The organism is Shewanella indica, from assembly GCF_002836975.1.
In the GTDB taxonomy this organism is placed as follows: domain Bacteria; phylum Pseudomonadota; class Gammaproteobacteria; order Enterobacterales; family Shewanellaceae; genus Shewanella; species Shewanella indica.
This window is the reverse complement of the sequence record NZ_NIJK01000055.1, coordinates 1-15,418: the sequence shown is the minus strand read 5'-3', so window position 1 is coordinate 15,418 and position 15,418 is coordinate 1. Positions and strand designations below refer to the sequence as shown.

The window sequence follows — 15,418 nt, the reverse complement described above, 5'->3', positions numbered from 1 at the left end:
CCACGTGCGTTAAAAATGAGTAAAAACAAGTATCCCATTAAGCCTAAGAAAAATGCCGTTCACACTAAGTGAACGGCATTATGCCAAGGCAGCGTTTTTTATGGACTGTACAGAAAGTTACTCAAGCTTCTGTAAGAACTGACATTCTATCCTGGGTGGCATTAAATACCATACTGTTCACGATAGGCGCTAACGGCGGCCAACTCCTGCTCCATCCCAGGTTTCTCGGCCAAGTAGGCAATCAAATCGGCCAGCTTGATGATGGCCACTATCTGGCAACCAAAGTCGCGCTCCACTTCCTGAATGGCAGACAATTCGCCCTTACCCTTCTCCTGACGGTCGAGGGCAATCAATACCCCGGCCAGAGTCGCGCCATTGGCCTGAATGATCTCCATGGACTCGCGAATAGCGGTACCTGCGGTGATCACATCATCCACCAACATCACCTTACCCTTGAGCTCGCTGCCTACCAGGTTGCCGCCTTCGCCGTGGTCTTTCTTCTCTTTGCGGTTAAAGCAGTAAGGAATATCCAGATCATGGTGTTCGGCCAAGGCTACAGCCGTGGTTGTGGCGATGGGGATCCCCTTGTAGGCCGGGCCAAACAGGAGATCGTAGTCGATACCGGCATCCACCAACGCAGCAGCATAAAAACGGCCCAGGCGGGCCAGATCCCGGCCAGTGTTAAACAGACCGGCATTGAAGAAGTATGGGCTCTTGCGGCCGGACTTCAGGGTAAACTCACCGAATCTCAACACCTGACGCTCAAGGGCAAATTCAATAAACTCGCGCTGATAGGCTTTCACGATCTCTCCTCTTGTGATTATGGGTAAGCCCTTAAGGCTCACGGGTACGAACAAGTACTCTCTGGAGTACGAAAAAAAGGACCCTCATGGGGTCCTTAAAAAACTTAACTCAATGCAGCCTTCTGCACATCGATAATCTCACGAATGCCATGCTTGGCCAGCTCCAGCAGACTCAGCAACTCTTCATGGCTGAACGGCTCGCCTTCGGCGGTGCCCTGGATCTCGATGATCTTGCCGGTTTCTGTCATCACCACGTTCATATCGGTTTCGGCGGCGCTGTCTTCGATATATTCCAGGTCACAGATAGGCTCACCTTCAAAAATCCCCACGCTCACGGCGGCGATAAGGAATTTGAGCGGATTGGCCTTGAGAATACCCTTGGCACGAGCCCAATTAAGTGCATCTACCAGAGCCACACAGGCACCTGTGATGGCCGCAGTGCGGGTACCGCCGTCGGCCTGAATCACATCACAGTCGATCACTATGGTGTTTTCACCCAGCAGCTTCATATCCACAGCAGCGCGCAAAGCACGGCCGATGAGGCGCTGAATTTCCTGGGTACGACCAGACTGCTTGCCCCGGGCCGCTTCGCGATCCATACGGCTATGGGTAGAACGGGGCAACATGCCATATTCTGCCGTCACCCAACCTTGGCCCTGGCCTTTGAGAAATCTCGGCACCCCTTCGGTAAAACTGGCGGTACAGAGTACTTTGGTATCGCCGAACTCGACCAGCACAGAACCTTCCGCATGGGCGGTAAACTGGCGAGTGATTGAAATGGGGCGGGTTTGAGCCGGAGTTCTGTTGCTGGGACGCATAGTGAATTCCTGTATTTTGTCGTCTGGACTGAATTGGCTGCATATTATAGGGCCTTGCGGCGCTTGACGCCATGGCGGATCCGTATCGAACCGACAAAGTGTATACACTTCACTTTAACCCCGGGGGCAAGCTGTCTATAATCCTCTGCTACACCCGTCTTCAAGCAACTGGAATATCTGATGATCCACAGCATGACCGCCTACGCCCGTATCGAGCATAAAGCCGACTGGGGCACAGCCTCCTGGGAAATCCGCTCAGTCAACCAGAGATATCTGGAAACCTATCTGCGCTTGCCGGAACAGTTCCGTAGCCTGGAGCCTGTGCTGCGAGACAGACTGCGCAAGCGTCTCAATCGCGGTAAGGTAGAGGTCAATTTGCGCTACGAGCTGAGCGATCAACAAGGTACCCAGCTGAATATGAACCAGGACTTGGCACTGCAACTGCTGCAGGCCGCCAATTGGGTAAAACAGCAAGCCGGCCAGGGTGAGCTCAATCCAGTGGATATTCTGCGCTGGCCTGGGGTCATGTCCTCATCCGAGCAAGACATGGATGCCATTGCCGCCGAACTGCTCAAAGCCTTCGACGGCGCCGTCGATCAGTTTATCGAAGCCCGCGGCCGTGAAGGCAGCGCCATCAAAGAGATGCTGCTGACCCGCCTGGATGCCGTTGAAGCCCAGATCGCCATAGTCCGCGAGCACATGCCCAAGGTGATGGAATGGCAAAGGGAAAAACTCAGTAACCGCCTGGCCGAAATCCAGGGCGAACTGGACCCGGCCAGACTGGAACAGGAAATGGTATTGCTGGCTCAAAAACAGGATGTGGCCGAAGAGATGGATCGCCTCGAAGCCCATGTGGCCGAAGCCCGCCGGATCCTCAACAAGGGTGGCAGCGAAGGCCGCAGACTGGACTTCATGATGCAAGAGTTCAACCGCGAATCCAACACCCTGGCCTCCAAGTCAATCAGCAGCGAAATAACCGCCGCCGCGGTCGAGCTTAAAGTGCTGATTGAGCAGATGCGAGAGCAGATCCAGAACGTGGAGTGATGTTTTAACATTCACAAGTACAGCATAAAGCCTCATTTTTTGAGGCTTTTTTGTTTTCAGAAGATTTCAGGTCTTTGCCTCTGTTTTCAACCAACTGGTGAGTTTAGTGGTGAGTAGGATTGATCTAGTATGCCCTTAAATGGTGAGTAACTTTCCATACCTAAGGAGAACTATATGGGCAAGCTCAATGCACGCAAAGTCGCCGCTTTGGCCAAAGATGAACCACGCAAAACCGCAGATGGTAATGGCCTCTACTTCGTTGTACCCGCCTCTGGAGAACCTTTTTGGATCTTGCGATTTTCAATCAACGGTTGTCGTCCAGAAATGACAATTGGATCTTATCCAGAACTATCCCTTGCAGATGCACGAGATGCGGCCTTCGCGATCTTTTTATATGTTAATTGTAAATTGAAACGTTTGTTTGAATAAGGGTTGAATTTGAGCTCTTCTGACGACCGGCTCAGCGTTTAAATAACGCCTTGGATCTATGGTGATAAATCCCCAAAACTGTAAAAATCGCTTAATAAACCTGGATTCAATGAGCATGCTTAAGTTTCTTTCTGGCGCGAAGTAATCATCTGTAGAGAATGCCTGTAGTAAATCGGGGAAAGCAGTCATCACCTCTTTAACAAGCTGCTCCACATTGTTGTGACACTGAATGCGCCACAGCATAAATAACCAAAATGGTCGCAAGTCGACATCGTATTCAAAGCCGTCCATATACCCCCAGTTATATTTGCTGATTGCGGCTTCTAACATAGGTTTGAAGAATGCTTGTATACCTAAAGCCTGATACTGTTGTTGTGCTAACTTTTTGACATGGTAGCGACCGCTGCGGCGATAAATAATGCCGCTAATTTCGGCTAGCACTCGGGTGTAGTGCAGGGCATTAAATTTATCTTCGTTACTGCCCGCAAACTCGCTGATGCTAATATTTTGTGGGAACTGAGCAACGGTAAACTCAGGCAATAACTCACTGGCCTGTTTGACCAACTTAGCCGGTAAGTTGCCTTTACTCGTGGCTTTGAATGACCCATCTTGCGCCATAGCCTCATCAAGAATAAGAGCTAAATAGCGCATCACAGGACTGGCTAAAAGCGCATCTGGTGTGCTGATTGTCACCCACTGTAATTCATCAAAAGGCGCATAAAGCCAATTGGCCATTTGCGTTGGCGTTACACCATAAAAATCGGGATGAGGTTGATTATTACGATCCTGCACTTTGTGCTGTAAAACAGTGTTGAGTTCATCAAGGCTCAAATTGGGGTTCATTGCCAGCATGGTGTCAATATCATCAAATATTTGGGCATGTTGCTTGGAGACACTGCTCATACAACAACGTTTAAACTTTTTACCACTGCCACAATGGCAAGGATCGTTTCGGCCAAGCTTCATGTTGTCCCTTCTTATTATTATAGAAAAAGCGCTTCATTTTCTTGTTTACGCTGGTTCAATGTATGAGTAATAGCAGACACTGTGATTTTACTTACCCCTTGCTGCTTTGCTAGATGAGCAAACTGACTGATGGCTTCTGCGACTTCTTCAATAACTTGCCTCACCTCATTCCAATTGGCAAAGCCTGCGCTGGCAGCCAGCTTTTGCATTAGCTTAAGCGGTGGCGCTTTGCCATAACCTCCAAAGGCAGTGGCATGTTCGTTAAATGGATGTGGGCTGTAGGTAACATCGTAAAAAGGTGCAGGATTCCATTGGCCATCGTCCGTTTGCAAAAAAGCCCAGTTTTTACTGTGATCGTCTTGGTTAGACGACAGCAGGTTAAAAATGGCACGGCGAAATTGCAGTTGCCCAGCGGCTGGAGATTTACACAGCTGTCGGCTGGCTTTGATTAAATCAATATAATCTAAACTTGGCGTTCGGAAGTCTGCATCAAGCAATCCGCAGGCGCTGTGCATATGCAAGCGGCCTGAACTGCGCTTGCTGCCTAAATTGGTCTGTTCAGCGACATAATCAAAACGCTTGAGTGCTAACCACGCAGGCGCACCGCTTGTATGCGGCGCTTCAATAAGTTGCCAAATTGGCGGTTGGCACTTTGCTTGCTCGGCCATTTGCAAATAAACCGCCTCGCACAAACCTTCTTCATGTCCGAGCGCTAGATTCTTCGAGGTAAACTTAATCAACCAAGCTTCATCACCGGGCTGTGCAAAGGTTCGACAATGCCGAGTTTCCCCAGCAGGCGTATAAATCTGCGCCTTTGGTCTTGCACCACCCGAACTACCTCCGGCGACTAATGCGGCCAACACGTGTTGAGTATGCCCATCTAACTCATCTTGGTTGTCGTCCATATAATCTGACATTGAAGAATCGAACAGTGTTTGTGCTTCTAAACCCAAGGTTGCTAAATCAATTTCAGCGTGCGTCGTGGCTGAAAACTCAGATACCGGAGAAAAAGAGAGCGCTCCCATACCTTTATCACCGACAAAAGCCAGTCTATCCATTGCTGTTAATTGATTAGGCAGAATGCCTTTTTGCCGGAAAATACGATCTTGTAACAGCATGCCCCAACCATCGGGCAAACAATCCCCGAATACACCATGCACACCTTGGTGTGGCTGTTTAGGTGCGGCTTGTACTTGTGTGCTTGCCTGAATAGTAAAAGGCGATAAATTGCCAAACTGCTGCAAATAGCTGTCTGCATACTGAAAAAAAACGCCTTGTCGATTCTGAGCCAAAACCCCTACAGTGACCTGCTCACCTGAGCTTAACGTACGGGATATGGTGAGTTTTTGAATGGGTTTAAAACTCATCTTTTAGCACCTCATCAATGCTAGATGGTGTAGAAACGCGTTCTTTACTTGGTAGCGTGAGCTGATAGAGCCTATCCAATGAGTCGAGGGTCTGCCAAAGCAACAGCAATTGACGAAATGAAATTTGCCCAGTCAGCTCAAACTTCTTAATAGTGGCCGCTGGGACGCAGCTTCGCTCTGCCAGTGCTGTTCGTGACAGCTTCGCTCGTTGACGTAACTCTCGTAAATAAGCCGCATAGGCTTGGCTTACATCGATATCATCAAGTAAAGTAAACTTCATTCGCAATGACTTGTTGGATACAGTTATATCCATTGTATAGGAAAACAACCAGAAATGGCTATTATTGTATCCAATAAGTGCGGTGGTGTTGAAAGTTCACTCGATCAAGCCTTCCGAAACTGTTATTTTTGAACCCAACTGTAGAGTGAAAACGGCATTGTTTTTCCGTACTCATAACCAAGAAGTGCTAGCAAGATTTAGTAAAAGCCATAGGTTAGTGGTAGGTTGTTTGGTGGTGGAGGCTGCCATTTTTGAACGGTTTATTTTTATAATTTATTGATTTTTAAAGGGCCTAGTCTGCTGCTCAATAAGCAGTTCCTGAACCTAGAATAATGTTCCGCGCTGTAAAAAAATGTTCAAAAATCCAGCAAATCCCCTTCAATAAGGGGCTTTGTCATTTCTAGATCTTACCTAATAGCTGGTCGGCACGCACAAATGAACACTAAGACCGGAGACAGGGCCTAATAGCGCAAACTCTGCATTGAACAGTGGCCAACTGCAGCAAGCTCATCAACGAACCCGGCTTACCAACAGCGCCATACTGCCGCAGGCTAACAGTACCCATCCCAAGTGCTGCACCGCGCCTGCCAGAGCAAGGCCGCTGCCGATGAGTAAGTAGTACATCAAGCCGAATAGGGCACCAGCGCTGCCAGCCTGCTGTCGGTACTGAGCCAAGGCCATGCTGAGCACATTGGGGATAGCTATTCCGAATGCCATAACCACGAGTAGCATAGGCGCCAGAAACCCGATGGAGTTCAGCGAGAGTTGTACTCCTATGGCTCCCAGAAGCAGCAGTAAAGCGGCGCCTTGCAAGAGCTTGCCTTGAGAGACTCCCTTGGAGATCAGGCATTTATTGCTGTAGCTGCCAACCAGTGAGCCCAGGCCAAGGATTAAGCCGCTGTAACCAAACTGTTCCGGCGTGAACCCAAGCCTGGCAAAGTTGAATCCACCGAGTTGGTAGTAAGAAAACAGGGCAACGTTATGGGCAGTAACCAAGAGCGCAGATTGCCAGATTTGCCTGTCACCGAGCATATCTTTACTCAAGGCGACCAGTTGCAAGCTCTGCCTGCTGGTTTGGGTTTCCGGCAGCCTGATAAAACAATAGGCGAATAAACCCAAGGTCATAATAAACAAAGCCAAAAACACCGCATGATGACCACCCACCTTGACCAATTGGCCACCGGAAAACATGCCGATAACCGGGCTGATGGCAATCCCAAGTCCCATCACACTGAACACTTTCCCCAACTCTTCGCCGCTGAAGGCGTCACGCAGCATGGTTTGGGTGACGATAGAGCCGACAGCAATCCCAAAAGCGCTGCAGGCTCTGGCGGCCATCAGCACCGCGAAGCTGGTTGTTGACATGGCCACCCAGGCTGCGACGCCATAGATAAAGAGTCCCAGCAACATGGCCTGGCGACGGCCGCAACTGTCGGCCACTATGCCCCACACTGCCACGCCCAAAGCGAAAGCCAAAAAATAAACCGATAGGGTTTGCGCCGCCTGAGGGTAGGACACGGCAAATGTCTGCGAAATCGCCCCCAGGGCCGGGCTGTAAATGGTTTCCACTATTTGCGGGAACATCAGTAGCGCCAGCATCAACCATAGCGAAGGTTTGGTTTTCATCTCTTATCCTTATCACAATCAAGCAAGCTGCGAACAAGCCCTGTTACTCTATGCAGGCTTGATCCGCGCTTTTCCGAGTCGGCGCGCAGTGTATACTCGTGATGAAACGGCACGTTAACGACATAAAGACAAGAAACATCAAAATAGGGACATCATGGCGATTATTGAGCAGGAAACTGAGTTCGATGCAGATACCTTTTCATCCAGTGTTATCGGCATTGCGGCCGATGTTGGCCAGCACGATTCGGGCATGCACCAACACCATAAAGGGCAACTGCTTTATGCCCCCCACGGATGCATGAGCTTTGCATTGGAGAATGCCATCTGCATCTTGCCACCCACCAAAGCCGTGTGGATCCCGCCCGGTATTTCGCACCGCGCGGTAATGACCAATGTGGTGGCCTATCGTTCTTTGTATTTTGATTGTGCCAGGTTCAACACTCCGGCTGAGCTTCGCATGATAGAGGTCAACGCCCTCTTGAAAGCCTTGATAGACAAAATGGCACTGTGGCCTTGGGACACGCCGGAGCAGAATATGGCCAATAGCAGTGCGTTATTTTGGGAAGAGTTTTATGCCGCCAAGAAACATTCATTTCAGTTGCCACTGCCACAGGATCGCAGGTTTCTCCGATTCCGCCAGCAGCTTATCAAGGAAGAGTTTCTCGCGCCTGATATAGGCCGGCTTGCCGGCAGTGTCGGCGCCAGCACCAAGACAGTCACCCGGTTATTCAAGGCTGAAACCGGTATGACTTATCAGCAATGGCGCCAACAGTGGCGCCTTTTGAAGGCCATCGAACTCCTATCCGGCGCCAGATCTGTCAGCGAAGTGGCCCACAAGCTGGCGTTTTCTTCCGACAGCGCCTTCATTGCCTTTTTTAAAAAGCAGACGGGCCAAACGCCTTTGAGCTTTATTCAGAATTCAATCAATTAAGGACGGTGTGAACAAGCCTCATGCGTACTCTGCGCCGGCTCATAAAATTGAATGCAAGGCTTGCTGCAGAAGCACAAATCCTTTGTAAACAGTGGGAATGGATGAATAACTTCCATAGGCGTTCCTTGCCAGAGACCACTGGGTATCGTTATAAATAACTCATTGACGCCAGGTCCCGCTCACGAGGCTACTTCAGGCAAGTTGTTGAAGCGTTGGCTGGCGTCAAGGTGTTAAACAAAGTCATAAGATTCCGCATGCCTGTTCGCCAGACCATCTTATGTTCCGGTGGTCAACTAAATACACTTTTGAATCCATGCACTATAGTGACCAGGATGTCATCAGAAGCGGTAGTCTACGCTCAGGTACAGTTGCTGGGTGTTGTCCAGCGCATATTTACCTGTGTCTATCTTGTTGTCATAGTCCTGCTTCAGATAGCGATAACCTATCTCGGTATTGAGATTGTCGCTCAGCTTATACACCAGACCTGTCTGACCACCCCAGACAAAATTATTGTCTGATTCCAGGGCACCGCTGTCCGGTGCCGTGTGGTTGATACCGGCGCTGGCACCGACAAACCAGTTCAGTTTGTTGGCCTGATCCAAACCTATCAGGTAGTCATAGGAAACCAGTCCCATCTGCTGCTTGGCAAAGTCATCGCTGTTGTAGCTGTACGTCGCGTAGAGACGCTGGTTGGGGGTCAGGAAGGCACCACCACGCAGCATGTAGACGGCATTGCGATCATCATCGCTGAACTTGCCGCCATCAGTGGGCTTATGAGAGTAGTCATTTTGCTGCGCACCAACACCGCCGCCAACAAACCAGTCAGCTGCAAAAGAAGGGGCTGAGAAAGCGAGAGCCGCAGCGGAAGCCAGTACTAGAGATTGAATTTTCATAATTTACTCCTGGATCCGGGAAAGTCCGGATGGCTGTTTTTAAGCCGGGTCAACTTGTGTTCATCGGCAGGTTAGGACCGCTTTACTGAACTCCACCTGAATGAGAGCTGGATCGGGTTTTTAATCGTATGTATTGGCTTTTTGTGTTAAAAAACCTGATGTTAGAAATTCCAATTGTTGTGGGTCAGTGATGGGTTTGTGGTCGAAAAATAGACTGTTAACCTGAGGGAAAAGGGATGAGACTGGTATTTGTACACGGCTGGAGTGTGACGTCCACAGAGACCTATGGTTATTTGCCGCAGGCATTGGCCAAGCTGGCAGACACTGAGCTTGAGGTGAGTCATCTGCACCTGGGACGCTATATCAGTTTTCAGGACCAGGTGAAGTTGGAGGACGTTGCGCTGGCCTTCGAGGCTGCCAGACGTGAAGTGCTGGGGGATGAACCTTTCGCGGTGATCACCCACAGCACTGGAGCAGCCGTGATACGTTGCTGGTTGGAGACCTTCTTCGGAGCCCAAAAATTGGCGGCTTGTCCCGTGACTCATATGATCATGCTGGCACCGGCCAACCACGGCTCCGCCCTGGCACAGCTTGGCAAGTCGCGCCTCGCCAGGATTAAGGCTTGGTTCGATGGATTGGAGCCGGGGCAGAAGATCCTCGACTGGTTGGAGCTGGGCAGCCTGGGGCAGGCTGCTTTAAGTAAAGCCTGGTTGAACTATGATTTTGAGGCCGCTCGGCTTTGGCCCTTGGTGCTGACCGGCGAAAGTATAGATGCGTCCCTCTATGATTATCTCAACTCCTATACCGCCGAGCCGGGCTCGGATGGTGTCGTGCGGGTCGCCGCGGCAAATATGAATTATGCTCGGTTGCAATTGGTGGAGCAGGCACAGGAATGTGACAGCTTTGATGGTGCCTGCGTGGCCAAGCTGGCGCCGGAAAGTTTCATTCAGGCCCCTGTCAGTGGCTTCGGCATTATTCCCAAGGCCAGCCACAGCAAAGAGAAAATGGGGATCATGCGTTCCGTCAGCCGTAGAAACGCTGCCAACAAGCCGGTAGTGCTGGCGATTCTGAATTGGTTGAAGGTCGACTCGGTAGAGGCTTACCGCCGTGCCTGTCAGGAGCTTACGCGGCAAACCCAAAGCCGGACCACCAAGAAGCGTTACACCATGCTGGTGATTCGGGTGTGGGATGATACCGGCGCCGCCATAGAGGATTTCGATTTTTATCTGCTCAGTGGCGAGCAGTATCTGCCGGGTATTCTGCCAAGAGGCTTTATGCAGGATAAGCAGCGCAACCAGCAGAGCCCCAACTGCCTGACCCTGTATCTGGATGCCGCCAAGATGCAGACCCTGTCTCAAGGGAAAATCGGCTTTAAGCTGGTACCGCGCCCAGATGATGGCGCCTGTTATTATCGTGCGGTTGAGTTCCAGTCTGATGCCGGCGCGGTATCCAGGCTGTTAAAGGAGGACGCCACATTGGAAGTGGATCTCTTGCTTAGGCGGCACAGGGATGGCGGGCTGTTTACTCTGGTCAGCCCTGAAGAGGGCGGCGACTTTTCCCGCTTAGCTCCCCAGGGGGAACTTGCCGATATTTGATGGCTAAATTTTTTACAGTACTCCTGCTGGACACAGGCCTTGGTCCTCTTGACATTATTCCGGGCGCTCCCTAGTCTGCTTGAACAATAGTCAAGGTGGTAAGCAATGGAAATCAAGTATCAGTTAAAGCCCGCCGCAGAGCGTCGCTCAGAGCAGTTTTGCCCTGAAGGTAATGTTGGCTTTGGTCGTCTGCGCACCGACCATATGTTCATGATGGATTATTATGATGGCGAGTGGCGGGATCCCCGCATCGTCCCCTACGGTCCGTTTGAGATGGCTCCCGGCGCGATGGCGCTGCATTATGGTCAGAGTATTTTTGAGGGCGCCAAGGCCTTTATGCATGAAGACGGTGAGATTTATACCTTCCGTCTCAACAAGAATGCCGAACGCATGAACCGCTCTGCCGATATCGTCTGTATTCCCAATATTGATGAAGCCATGCAGCTTAAGGCGATCAACGCCCTTATCGATGTCGACCGTCTCTGGTTCCCCATGCAGGACGGGGCTTGCCTCTATATTCGACCCTTTATTTTTGCCACCGAAGACAGACTGTCAGTCAGCCCGGCCAACCGCTACACCTTCTGTGTGGTGATGAGCCCCAGCGGCGCCTACTATGGTGAGAACCTCAACGCCATTCGCCTGCTGATCAGTAAAGAATTCCACCGTGCAGTATCCGGTGGTACCGGTGCCTCCAAGGCCGCCGGCAACTATGCCGCTTCACTGCGTGCCGGTAAGGCGGCTGCGGCTCACGGTGCTTCCCAGGTGCTGTACCTGGACTCGACCAATGAATATATCGAAGAAGCCGGGGCGATGAACCACTTCCATATACTCAAGGATGGCACAGTGATCATCCCTGAGTTTACCGATACCATTCTCAAGTCGATCACCTCACAGTCTATTATTGAGTTGGCGCCACTGCTTGGCTGTGATGTCCGCCAGGAGCAGGTCAAACTGGATGATTTTATTGCAGGTGTCGAGTCGGGCGAGATCATCGAAGCCGGCGGTTTCGGCACAGCAGCCGTGGTTTCTCCGGTCGGCTCCTACATTTTTGAAGATGGCCGGGTGGTCACTGTTGGTGACGGCAAGGTGGGTGAACATGTCAGTCGCATCTATCGAATCTTCACCGAAATCCAGAAAGGGCACAGACAAGGCCCTCAAGGCTGGGTTTGCAAAGTGCCCAGGCTGGAGAAGGCATAAGCCAATAACTAATTATTGATAAAACGCGGCCATTTGAGCCGCGTTTTTTACGAGCTGATTTTATTTTCGGCTGAGTAAGGCTTGTGCTTGCACTTCTGTCATCGGGCGTCCCAACAGGAAGCCCTGGGCCTGATCGCAGCCCTGGGCGGCAAGGACATTCAGTTGAGCCTGGGTTTCAACCCCTTCGGCCACCACCTGTAACTCCAGGCTGTGAGCCAGGACTATGATGGCGCTGGTAATGGCGGCATCGTCAGGATCTTTGGTGATATCGCGGACAAACTCACGGTCAATTTTTAAGGTATCCAGCGGGAAACGCTTGAGATAGGCCAGACTGGAGTAGCCGGTACCGAAATCATCGACCGCCAGGCTTAATCCCAGCCCTTTCAGTTGATTGAGTATTTCCACCGATTCCAATGGTTGTTGCATCACCGCTGACTCTGTCAGTTCAATCTCAAGTAGATCAGCGGCCAGACCATGCATGGCAAGAGCCACTTCTATGCTGGAAATAATGTCTGACTGCAGCTGTTTGGCAGAGAGATTGATCGCTATCGGAACAGCTTCCAGCCCTTGATTCTGCCAGCGCTCCAGTTGACTGCAGACACTCAGTAGTACCCACTGACCTATGGCGTTGATCTGGCCGGTTTCCTCGGCCAGCGGAATAAACTCCGCCGGAGAAATAGGCCCAAGCTCCTGGCTTTCCCAACGCAGCAGGGCTTCCATGCCGGTGAGTTTGCCGCTATGGACGCAGAATTTGGGTTGATACAGCAGGTAGAATTCATCGCGATCCAGCGCCTGTTTCAGCCCGGCTTCCAGCTGCACATGGCGCACCGCATAGGCGTTGAGTTTAGCTGTATAGAACTGGAAGTTATTGCGTCCCAGTGACTTGGCATGGTACATGGCGGTGTCGGCAAACTTCAGCAGCTCCAGCGCCTCTTCGGCATCATCCGGATAGAGGCTGATGCCTATGGATGGTGAAACATTGAGACTGAAGTTCTCCAGTGAGAAGGGGCGATCAAACGCCGCCAACAGTTTTTCGGCGATGACTGTCGCCGCCTCGGTTTTTTGCAGCCCTTCGAGAATGATGATGAACTCATCACCACCCAGACGGGCAACAGTATCCCCATCTCTTATCGCTTGGGTCAGTCTGGAGGAAACCGCTTTCAGCAGTTGATCGCCCACATGATGGCCCAAAGAATCGTTAATGTGTTTGAATCTGTCCAGATCCAGGAACAGCAGGGCGACCAAGTTACGGTTACGGTGCGCCTGGCGCAGGGCATGATCCAACCTGTCCTGGAACAGAGTGCGATTGGGCAGGCCTGTGAGCTGATCATAGTTGGCCAACAGGCGCAGATCTTCCTCGGCCTGTTTGCGGTCTGTGATATCGGTAAATACCACCACGAAATGGCTGGCTTCGCCCTGGCTGTTGAGCACCTGATTGACTTCCATCCACACCAGCAGCGGCTGCTTGCAGTGGGTGCGGATCTGCACTTCACCGGACCAGTGTTTTTGGTTCAGCAATTGATGCTCTATCTGTTGATAGAAGCTTCTGTCATAGAGGCCACGGGTCAGGAACAGGAAAGGTTTACAGGCGATCTGCTGTTCGCTGAAGCCTGTTGTGCTGCAAAATGCCGGATTGACCGAGATGATGCGGTAGTTGAGATCGCAAACCACCACAGACTCATTCATGCTTTCCAGCACCTGGGATGATAGCCGCAGCGCTTCTTCCTGACCGCGGCGCATACTGATATCTGTGAAAGTGCCCGCCAGGCGCAATGGCTTGCCGTTACGGTCGCGCTCGACGATCTTGCCGCGATCCAACACCCAGCTCCAGTTGGCGTCGGTGAGTTTGATACGATACTCGGCCTCGAAGAATTCGGTATCTCCCTGCAGGTAGCTCTCCAGTGCCGCTTGAACCTGGGGCCTGTCATCGGGATGCACCAGTGCCATCTGCCTACTGGCGTTGGTTTCCGCCGGTGCTTCCGAGCCTTGTTTGGGGCCGGTAATGAAGAAGAGATCATCTTCCAACTGCCAGTCCCACATGCGGTCACCCGAGCCCCATAGCGCCAGTTTCAGCCTTTCTTCGGAAAGTTGAATGTTGGACTGGGTTTGCTGTTCGAGGCGGCGTTGAGCAAGGAAATGTCTTAGCCAGAGGCTAAACAGTATCAGTGTCAGTGTCAGGTAAAACAGATACGCCTGAGTGGTGCGGTAAAAGGGGGCTGGTACCGTGAGTTTTAGCAGTAGCTGTTCCTGTCCTTCAGGGTTGTGTTGTAACTGATGGCGGACAAACAGCCGATAGTTGCCAGGCGCCAAGTTGGTATAGCTGATTTCGTGCAGCGACTGGGCCGGGTGCCAGCTTTTGTCCCAGCCTTCAAGAAAAAAGCTGAATCTGTGGCGTTGGGGATAGGCAAAATCCAGTGCTGAGATCTCAAAGCTTACCAACTGCTCGCTGTAAGGAATCGTCAATTCGGGAACGTGACCAAGATCCAGCCGTGGGAAATAGCTGTTGCCCATGCGGTAACCTGCCAGGGCCAGTTTAGGTTGTTTGCGAACTTTGGGGACTTGTTGAGGAGAGAAATGGTTTAATCCATTGATGCCACCAAACCAGATGCTGCCATCCTTATCCTGCCAACTGACATTGCCGTTGAACTCCAACGCCTGCAATCCTTCATGTTCATTGAAAGTCAGCACCTTTTCCTTGTCGACGGCAAAGCGACTGATCCCTGAATTACTGCTGAACCAGAGGTCGCCACTCTCGTCTTGCTCAATGGCATAGACGGTATTGCCCGGTAATCCCTGATTACGGTTGAAGTGTTGCAGCTCACCTTGACGCAAGCGGCTGAGCCCGCCGTGAGTAGCAAACCAGATATTGCCGTCTTTGTCTTTGAGTATGTCCCGCACCATGGGATTGACCAGACGATCACCGCGGATGATCTGCTGTTGACCTGTGTCAGGTTGCAGCCAATAAGCTCCGTTGGTCGTACCGACCCAGATGCCGTTATTGGCTGTGGTCAGACTGAGGATCATTTGCTCTTGTGGGCCATCTTCAAGATACTCGTTGACAAAGTGAGCTTGGAATCCCCTGGTTTCCGGGTTGAAATGGTATAGGGTGTTGCCGACGCCGAGCCAGATATGCTCATCTGGACTGATGAGCAAATCACGAATAGCGGGTTTGTTACCCGGAGGACGATAGAGCTGCATTTCGCCGCTGTTGTTCAGGCTTATCAAGCCGCCACTGCTGGCCAGCCACAATCTTTGGTGACTGTCTTGGGCAATCGCACTCACGGTGAGATCCAAAAAGGATTCATCCTGGCCGAGCAGCTTGGCAAGCTGATTGTGGTGGGAAACAAAGCGGCCATCGGCCGTTATATGAAATAAGCCGGCCCTATCTGTAATGCCGATCAGTTAAGACAGATCGCTTGACGATCTCACTGAAAGGATCAAAATCCGATGACCCCATGTCATCGGATTT

13 protein-coding genes are annotated in these 15,418 nt (G+C 51.3%); 5 read left to right on the top strand and 8 right to left on the bottom strand.

Annotated features, from left to right (window positions below; genetic code table 11):
- Nucleotides 1–161: 161 nt before the first annotated feature.
- Together pyrE and rph are read right to left on the bottom strand one after the other, a co-directional pair.
- Nucleotides 162–803, bottom strand: a complete 642-nt coding sequence (gene pyrE, locus CX650_RS19955) for an orotate phosphoribosyltransferase (protein WP_025010866.1) — start codon at nucleotides 801–803, stop codon at nucleotides 162–164.
- Between the two features lie 104 nt (nucleotides 804–907).
- A complete protein-coding gene (gene rph / locus CX650_RS19950; protein WP_025010865.1) occupies nucleotides 908–1,621 on the bottom strand; it encodes a ribonuclease PH in 714 nt (237 codons plus the stop codon).
- A gap of 180 nt (nucleotides 1,622–1,801) precedes the next feature.
- On the opposite strand from rph, the gene CX650_RS19945 reads away from it, so the two are divergent.
- Together CX650_RS19945 and CX650_RS19940 are read left to right on the top strand one after the other, a co-directional pair.
- The gene (locus CX650_RS19945) at nucleotides 1,802–2,665 is read left to right on the top strand and encodes a YicC/YloC family endoribonuclease (RefSeq protein WP_101056442.1); all 864 of its coding nucleotides are present in this window, start codon (nucleotides 1,802–1,804) and stop codon (nucleotides 2,663–2,665) included.
- Nucleotides 2,666–2,839: 174 nt separating this feature from the next.
- Nucleotides 2,840–3,094: an Arm DNA-binding domain-containing protein gene (locus CX650_RS19940; RefSeq protein ID WP_208622121.1), complete on the top strand. Its 255-nt coding sequence runs from the start codon at nucleotides 2,840–2,842 to the stop codon at nucleotides 3,092–3,094.
- On the opposite strand, the gene CX650_RS19935 is transcribed toward CX650_RS19940, so the two are convergent.
- The 4 genes from CX650_RS19935 to CX650_RS19920 all read right to left on the bottom strand — a co-directional run bounded on the left by CX650_RS19935 (nucleotide 3,056) and on the right by CX650_RS19920 (nucleotide 7,333).
- Nucleotides 3,056–4,060, bottom strand: a complete 1,005-nt coding sequence (locus tag CX650_RS19935; protein ID WP_101096830.1) for a YecA family protein — start codon at nucleotides 4,058–4,060, stop codon at nucleotides 3,056–3,058. The genes CX650_RS19940 and CX650_RS19935 overlap by 39 nt on opposite strands.
- Nucleotides 4,061–4,077: 17 nt before the next feature.
- On the bottom strand, nucleotides 4,078–5,427 hold the full coding sequence (locus CX650_RS19930; protein ID WP_101096829.1) for a type II toxin-antitoxin system HipA family toxin: 1,350 nt from the start codon (nucleotides 5,425–5,427) through the stop codon (nucleotides 4,078–4,080).
- Nucleotides 5,417–5,707, bottom strand: a complete 291-nt coding sequence (locus tag CX650_RS19925) for a helix-turn-helix domain-containing protein (RefSeq protein WP_101096828.1) — start codon at nucleotides 5,705–5,707, stop codon at nucleotides 5,417–5,419. Before CX650_RS19925 ends, CX650_RS19930 begins: the two co-directional genes overlap by 11 nt.
- A 510-nt stretch (nucleotides 5,708–6,217) precedes the next feature.
- A complete protein-coding gene (locus CX650_RS19920) occupies nucleotides 6,218–7,333 on the bottom strand; it encodes a multidrug effflux MFS transporter (protein WP_101096827.1) in 1,116 nt (371 codons plus the stop codon).
- A 154-nt stretch (nucleotides 7,334–7,487) separates the two neighbouring features.
- On the opposite strand from CX650_RS19920, the gene CX650_RS19915 reads away from it, so the two are divergent.
- A complete protein-coding gene (locus CX650_RS19915; RefSeq protein WP_101096826.1) occupies nucleotides 7,488–8,264 on the top strand; it encodes an AraC family transcriptional regulator in 777 nt (258 codons plus the stop codon).
- Nucleotides 8,265–8,602: 338 nt separating this feature from the next.
- On the opposite strand, the gene CX650_RS19910 is transcribed toward CX650_RS19915, so the two are convergent.
- A complete protein-coding gene (locus CX650_RS19910) occupies nucleotides 8,603–9,157 on the bottom strand; it encodes an outer membrane beta-barrel protein (protein ID WP_101096825.1) in 555 nt (184 codons plus the stop codon).
- A gap of 236 nt (nucleotides 9,158–9,393) precedes the next feature.
- Here CX650_RS19910 and CX650_RS19905 point away from each other — a divergent pair, with 236 nt between their 5' ends.
- Both CX650_RS19905 and CX650_RS19900 read left to right on the top strand, forming a co-directional pair.
- Nucleotides 9,394–10,752 carry an esterase/lipase family protein gene (locus CX650_RS19905; RefSeq protein WP_101096824.1) on the top strand — a complete coding sequence of 453 codons (1,359 nt, stop codon included), beginning with the start codon at nucleotides 9,394–9,396 and terminating at the stop codon, nucleotides 10,750–10,752.
- Nucleotides 10,753–10,857: 105 nt separating this feature from the next.
- A complete protein-coding gene (locus tag CX650_RS19900; protein ID WP_101096823.1) occupies nucleotides 10,858–11,949 on the top strand; it encodes a branched-chain amino acid aminotransferase in 1,092 nt (363 codons plus the stop codon).
- A 60-nt stretch (nucleotides 11,950–12,009) separates the two neighbouring features.
- On the opposite strand, the gene CX650_RS19895 is transcribed toward CX650_RS19900, so the two are convergent.
- Nucleotides 12,010–15,243: an EAL domain-containing protein gene (locus CX650_RS19895; protein ID WP_157823092.1), complete on the bottom strand. Its 3,234-nt coding sequence runs from the start codon at nucleotides 15,241–15,243 to the stop codon at nucleotides 12,010–12,012.
- Between the last annotated feature and the right edge of the window lie 175 nt (nucleotides 15,244–15,418).

What these genes read in the sequence shown, in the direction of transcription:
- CX650_RS19930 (WP_101096829.1), bottom strand. Translation starts at nt 5,427, where the DNA reads ATGAGTTTTAAACCCATTCAAAAACTCACCATATCCCGTACGTTAAGC.
- CX650_RS19900 (WP_101096823.1), top strand. Translation starts at nt 10,858, where the DNA reads ATGGAAATCAAGTATCAGTTAAAGCCCGCCGCAGAGCGTCGCTCAGAG.
- rph (WP_025010865.1), bottom strand. Translation starts at nt 1,621, where the DNA reads ATGCGTCCCAGCAACAGAACTCCGGCTCAAACCCGCCCCATTTCAATC.
- CX650_RS19920 (WP_101096827.1), bottom strand. Translation starts at nt 7,333, where the DNA reads ATGAAAACCAAACCTTCGCTATGGTTGATGCTGGCGCTACTGATGTTC.
- CX650_RS19915 (WP_101096826.1), top strand. Translation starts at nt 7,488, where the DNA reads ATGGCGATTATTGAGCAGGAAACTGAGTTCGATGCAGATACCTTTTCA.
- CX650_RS19905 (WP_101096824.1), top strand. Translation starts at nt 9,394, where the DNA reads ATGAGACTGGTATTTGTACACGGCTGGAGTGTGACGTCCACAGAGACC.
- CX650_RS19940 (WP_208622121.1), top strand. Translation starts at nt 2,840, where the DNA reads ATGGGCAAGCTCAATGCACGCAAAGTCGCCGCTTTGGCCAAAGATGAA.
- CX650_RS19945 (WP_101056442.1), top strand. Translation starts at nt 1,802, where the DNA reads ATGATCCACAGCATGACCGCCTACGCCCGTATCGAGCATAAAGCCGAC.
- CX650_RS19935 (WP_101096830.1), bottom strand. Translation starts at nt 4,060, where the DNA reads ATGAAGCTTGGCCGAAACGATCCTTGCCATTGTGGCAGTGGTAAAAAG.
- CX650_RS19910 (WP_101096825.1), bottom strand. Translation starts at nt 9,157, where the DNA reads ATGAAAATTCAATCTCTAGTACTGGCTTCCGCTGCGGCTCTCGCTTTC.
- CX650_RS19925 (WP_101096828.1), bottom strand. Translation starts at nt 5,707, where the DNA reads ATGAAGTTTACTTTACTTGATGATATCGATGTAAGCCAAGCCTATGCG.